Genomic DNA, 6,051 nt, shown 5'->3' with positions numbered 1-6,051 from the left:
AATGTTTCACGTGAAACATTAGAAGTTTTTCTCTGATGTTGGAGTAAATGTTTCACGTGAAACATTTTGAAAAAGCATGAAGGGTATTCCTTAGCTTTAAAATATGTTAAAATGTATATAGAAAGATGGTGATAAACATATGTTAAATCATTTTAAAGAATGGTATGAAAAACTTCCATCTTATCTAAAGATTCCTTCTGTAAAGTATTATGGAGGATCCTTTATTATTCTTTTAAGTATTTTATGTGTGATGAGTTTTGTCACCCATATATGGTTAGGATTTGTATTTCTATTTTGGTTATGTTTATTTGCCATATTAGGATACTTTTCAATTCAGCATATTAGTAAAAAAATTCATGAATATGCAATTGATTTAGCTTATAAGATTCGTAAAGGTGAACAGGATGCCTATTTAAAAATGCCAATAGGTATGATCTTATATGATGTAAATGAAAATATTACATGGATAAATCCATATTTACAGAAAAAACTCCAAAGACAGGATGTTATAGGAATTTCATTAAAGGAATTGAATGAACGATTATATTATCAAGTAAAAAGACAAATACAAACAAATAAGGAAAATGATATTTTTACTCATATAGATAAAAAATATCAAGTAATCGTACATCCGGATATTCGAATGATTTATTTAACAGATATTACTGAATATGCAAGTATTGAGGAAAAATATCATGAAGAACAAATCGTTTTTGGTCAAATATTTTTAGATAATTTTTCGGAAGTTTCCCAGTCATTAAATGATAGAAGAAAGTCTAATTTAAATAATTTTGTAACGAACCAATTATCTAGTTGGGCAATCCATCATAATATCTTTATGAAAAGAGTGGACGAAGATCGATTTATCGCATTTTTAAATAGAAAATCGTTAGAAACTTTGGAAAAAGAAAAGTTTGATATTATGGATAAGATTCGTGAAACTACAGCAAAACAAAATTTTCCATTAACAGTTAGTATGGGCTTCTCCTATGCTGATAAAAATAATAATGATGTAAAATATCCAGAAATTGCTTCGTATGCTCAAGCTAACTTAGATTTAGCTTTAGGACGTGGTGGTGATCAAGTAGTAGTTCGTTCTCAAAATGAAGATGCACGTTTCTATGGTGGAAAATCTAACCCAATGGAAAAACGTACAAGGGTGAGAGCTAGAATGGTTTCTCAAGCATTGAAAGATTTAATGGAAGAAGCTTCTGAAATTATTGTAATGGGACATCAGTTTCCGGATATGGATGCGATTGGAGCCTGTTTAGGGATTCGACGTATTGCAAATATGAATCAGAAAAAAGCTTGGATTGTAACAAATGAGGAACAATACTCACATGATATTCATAAATTAATGGATGTCATTCAAGAAAAACAAGATATTAGAGATGATATTATTTCCCCTGAAGAAGCGTTGGAAAAATTAACACCTAATACATTAGTCATATTAGTGGATGTTAGTCGTCCAGTAATTGCAGCTTCGCCAGAAGTATTAGAACAAGCCAATAAAATTGTTGTAATTGACCACCATAGAAGAAATCAAGATTTCCCAAGAAATCCTGTTTTAGTTTATATTGAACCATATGCTTCATCAACTGGTGAATTAATTACAGAATTATTCGAATATCAGAATGATTATGTAGAAAGTATTCAACCAATTGAAGCAACGGCTATGTTAGGTGGAATTATTGTAGATACAAGAAACTTTACATTAAGAACAGGTTCAAGAACATTTGATGCTGCAAGTTATTTAAAATCAGTAGGAGCAGATACAATCCTCATTCAAAGATTATTGAAAGAAAATGTAGAAACTTATTTATTGAGAAGTCATTTATTAAATTCATTAATTTTATTAGACAATAATATTGGAATTGTACAAGGAGAAGAAGATAATCCTTATCCCACAGTTGTAGCTGCACAAACAGCAGATATGATGCTTTCAATGGAAAATATTGATGCTTCATTTGTTGTGACAAAACGTGAAGATGGGCGTATTGGTATTAGTGGTCGAAGTTTAGGTAATAAAAATGTACAAATAGTCATGGAAAAAATGGGCGGTGGAGGACACCTCTCAAATGCAGCTACTCAATTAAGTGATACTACGATTGAAGAAGCCGTTATCCAATTAAAAGAAGTAATTTCTGAATTAGGAAATGATATAGATTTATAGGAGGTAAGAAAAATGAAAGTTATTTTTCTACAAGATGTTAAAGGTAAAGGTAAAAAAGGAGATGTAAAAAATGTAGCAGATGGCTATGCACAAAATTTCCTTATTAAAAATGGTTTAGCAAAAGAAGCTACAAATGCAAGCTTATCAACTTTAGCAGGACAAAAGAAAGCTGAAGAAAAACATAATGCTGAATTATTAGCACAAGCAAAAGAATTAAAAGAATTCTTAGAAAAAGAAGAAACAGTTGTAACAATTAAAGCAAAAGCTGGGGAAGATGGACGTTTATTCGGAGCCATTCCAGCAAAACAAATCGCTGAAGAATTCAATAAAACATTTAATGTAGCATTAGATCGTCGTAAATTTGAATTAGCTGCACCAATTCGTGCTTTAGGTTTTGCACGGGTACCTGTAAAATTACATCATGATGTTGAAGCAACATTAACTGTGAATATTGTTGCTCAATAATGAAAAATTCCACATATGTGGATAAAATGTTAAATGATTTAAAGGCTGTGGATAAGTTTTCCATAGCTTTTATTTTTTGTAAGAAATTTCACAAAGAAATGTAAATAAAAACCACCGATTTTTCATCGGTGGAAAAAAGGATTAGAAATATTTATTTTGGGAGGATAAATATTCTTATTTGGGAATGACTAAAGTATAGAGGAAGAGTATGAAGAAATTATGAAATAAATTTATAGATTTTATAAAAAAATTATTTATGATATGCATGTCCTGCTGTAATACGAAAAGAACGATAAATTTGTTCGACTAACACTAATCTCATTAATTGATGAGGAAGAGTAATTCTACCAAATGAAATTTTAGCATTCGCACGTTTTTTGACTGTATCACTTAGTCCAAGAGAACCACCAATAATGAAAACAATAGAACTTTTTCCATTAATTCCATAATTTTCAATCTTTTCAGCTAATTGTTCTGAGCTAATTAAATCTCCCTCAATAGCCATAGCAATAACGGTATCTAAATCTTTTACTTTAGCTAGAATTTTTTCTCCTTCTTTATCTTTGACTTGTTCCATTTCTTTTTCACTTAAATTTTCTGGAGCTTTTTCATCAGGAACTTCAATGAGTTGAAGTTTACAGTAACTTCCTAATCGTTTAGCATATTCGTCTATTCCTTGTTTTAAATACTTCTCTTTTAATTTTCCAACACTAATAATGGTAATATTCATAAGCGTCTCCTTTTATCGTTTCTCACCATTATTATACTCGAAATTATGAAAAGAATGAAATTAATTTTTATTTCAAGTATCTTGACAATAGGATGAAAAGTATTATACTTTGCAAAGTAGATTTTAACTGAATAAGGAGGTTTGAAATGATTCGATTTTTATTTCAACAATCTATTCCAAAAAGAATTGCAGCTAGTTTTGCAATTGTTATATTGGTTGGATCACTTTTATTAGACTTACCAATCTCACAATTAGAGACTTCACAGGCCACGTATTTTGATCATTTATTTACAACAGTCTCAATGGTCTGTGTTACGGGTTTATTTACTCAACCAGTCGCTTCTACTTATAATACATTTGGTCAAATCATTTGTATGTTCTTAATGCAAATTGGTGGACTTGGTTTAATGAGTATGATTGCCTTTTTCTTTTTTGATTCAGGAAAGAAACTATCTTTAACAGATCGCTTGGCACTCCAAGATAGTTTGAATCGAGATGATACAAAAGATTTTAAAGATTATTTACGTACGATTTTTAAATATACGTTAATAATTGAAGGAATCGCTGCTATTCTTTTTTCTTATCGATTTATTCCGATGTTGGGAGTTGGAAAAGGAATATTTACTTCTATATTTTTTGCAATTTCTGCTTTTTGTAATGCAGGGTTTGATAACTTAGGAAGTAATAGTTTAATTGATTATGCAACGGATCCATTATTATCATTGGTTATTTCAGCGTTGATTATATTAGGTGGAATTGGTTTTGCAGTATGGTTTGATGTGAAAAATTCTATTTCATGCTACCGTCGTTCCTTACAAAATAAATATCATAAAATGTTTTATAAACGATTACACTATCATACAAAAGTTGTCATTTTATTAACATTAGGGATTTTAATTGCTGGAACATTACTAACACTTATTACAGAGTGGAATAATCTTGATACAATCGGAAATTTAAATTTTGGACAGAAATTATTAGTTAGTTTCTTTCAAACTGTAACAATGAGAACAGCAGGATTTGCAAGCATTGATTATACAAAAGCGAATCCATCCACTTTATTACTCTATTGTATTCAAATGTTTATTGGAGGTTCTCCAGGAGGAACTGCTGGTGGTGTTAAAACAACAACGGTATTAGTTGTTTTATTATTTATTCGTTCAGAAATTTATGAGAAAAAATCGATTAATTTTAAACACCATACGATTCCTTATGAAATGGCAAGAAAATCATTAATGATTTTTATTATTTTTACAGTCTTAACATTAAGTAGTGTATTTTTATTAAGTATCACGGATCCACAAGCTCCATTATTGTATACATTATTTGAAACGATTTCTGCTATGTGTACAGTAGGTGTAACAGCTAATTTAACACCAACCTTATCGATGCTTGGGCAAATCATTATTATGACGCTAATGTTTATCGGAAGAATTGGACCACTAACGGTATTATTAAGTTTCTCAAATCGAAAGAAACAAGATTCAAAAATAAAATATGCGAAAGCTCCATTATTAATTGGATAGAAAGTAGGATTTAGTATGACAAAAACAGTAGGAATCTTAGGATTAGGCTTATTTGGTACAACGATTGCGAAACAATTAAGTCAATATGACTGTGATATTATTGCAGTAGATAGTAAAGAAGAAAATGTGAATCGCTTGGAACCTTATATTACAAAAGGAGTTATTGCAGATATTACAGATTTTCATGTATTAGAGGAAATTGGCATTAGTAATTGTGATGTAACGGTTATTGCGACAGGAAGTAATTTAGAAGCAAGTATTTTAGCAGTAATGCATTGTAGTAAACTAGGTGTTCCAAAAATTGTAGCAAAAGCTAAAAGTAAAACTTCAACAGAAATCTTAATGAAGATGGGAGCCACTAGAATTATTAATCCTGAAAAAGAAACAGGAATTCGTGTTGCAAAAAATATTGTACATCATAAATTAGCGGATGTAATTTCATTAGATGAAAATATCTCTTTAGTAGAATTTTACCCACCAGTATCATGGGTCGGAAAAGCATTAAAAGATTTACATTTACGCCAACAATATGATTTGAACTTGATTGGTTATCGTCCGGTAGAAAATGCACCATTAAATACACAATTAAGTGCTGATTATGAAATCCAAGAAAATGTCATGTTAGTTGCGATTATTGATAGTAAACGATTAGAAAATGCTGATTTTCTGAATGAAGATTAAAAAAAGAAAGCTCTCCAAAAGGGAGCTTTCTTTTTTTGTTTGCATTAACGAATAACCATTTCAGTTTCAGCATCGAAGAAGTGTGATTTATTTAAGTCAAATGCTAAATCAACCATTTCTCCTGGGTTGTGGAAGTCACGAGCATCCACTTTAGATACGAATTCAGTGTCATCTACTTTAGTATATAACATTGTTTCAGCACCTAATAATTCTGATACAACAACTTCAGCTTTTACAGAAGATGAAGGATATGTTTCTAAAACGATTTGCGAACCTTTAATATCTTCTGGACGAATACCGAAGATTAATTCTTTACCATTGTATCCTTTTTCTTCTAATAGATTTTGTTTCGCTAATGGTAATTGTAAAGATAAACCTTTACCGTTTGAAATAACGCCATCTTGTAATGTTACTTTGAAGAAGTTCATTGCTGGTGATCCGATGAATCCTGCTACGAATACATTGTTTGGAGTGTT

General features: G+C 30.4%; 6 protein-coding genes. 4 read left to right on the top strand and 2 right to left on the bottom strand.

The features are described 5' to 3' along the window. Positions 1 to 139 precede the first annotated feature (139 nt). Together RWZ86_RS08045 and rplI are read left to right on the top strand one after the other, a co-directional pair. Positions 140 to 2,173: a DHH family phosphoesterase gene (locus RWZ86_RS08045; RefSeq protein ID WP_314681265.1), complete on the top strand. Its 2,034-nt coding sequence runs from the start codon at positions 140 to 142 to the stop codon at positions 2,171 to 2,173. A 12-nt stretch (positions 2,174 to 2,185) separates the two neighbouring features. Beyond that, a complete protein-coding gene (gene rplI / locus RWZ86_RS08040) occupies positions 2,186 to 2,638 on the top strand; it encodes a 50S ribosomal protein L9 (RefSeq protein WP_314681264.1) in 453 nt (150 codons plus the stop codon). 250 nt (positions 2,639 to 2,888) lie between these two features. Here the strand turns inward: rplI and rlmH are convergent, their stop codons facing one another. Further along, positions 2,889 to 3,368 carry a 23S rRNA (pseudouridine(1915)-N(3))-methyltransferase RlmH gene (gene rlmH / locus RWZ86_RS08035; protein WP_314681262.1) on the bottom strand — a complete coding sequence of 160 codons (480 nt, stop codon included), beginning with the start codon at positions 3,366 to 3,368 and terminating at the stop codon, positions 2,889 to 2,891. 146 nt (positions 3,369 to 3,514) lie between these two features. Between rlmH and RWZ86_RS08030 the strand changes: the two genes are divergently transcribed. Then, a complete protein-coding gene (locus RWZ86_RS08030; protein ID WP_314681260.1) occupies positions 3,515 to 4,894 on the top strand; it encodes a potassium transporter TrkG in 1,380 nt (459 codons plus the stop codon). Positions 4,895 to 4,909: 15 nt separating this feature from the next. Then, a complete protein-coding gene (locus RWZ86_RS08025) occupies positions 4,910 to 5,575 on the top strand; it encodes a TrkA family potassium uptake protein (RefSeq protein WP_314681258.1) in 666 nt (221 codons plus the stop codon). A gap of 44 nt (positions 5,576 to 5,619) precedes the next feature. Here the strand turns inward: RWZ86_RS08025 and RWZ86_RS08020 are convergent. Next, the coding region (locus RWZ86_RS08020) for a TOBE domain-containing protein (RefSeq protein ID WP_314681256.1) at positions 5,620 to 6,051 on the bottom strand (432 nt) is incomplete at its 5' end.

Origin of the sequence: uncultured Granulicatella sp. (assembly GCF_963545075.1) — a bacterium.
Classification (GTDB): domain Bacteria; phylum Bacillota; class Bacilli; order Lactobacillales; family Aerococcaceae; genus Granulicatella.
The sequence above is the reverse complement of the archived record's forward strand: the minus strand, read 5'-3'. Positions and strand labels throughout refer to the sequence as shown.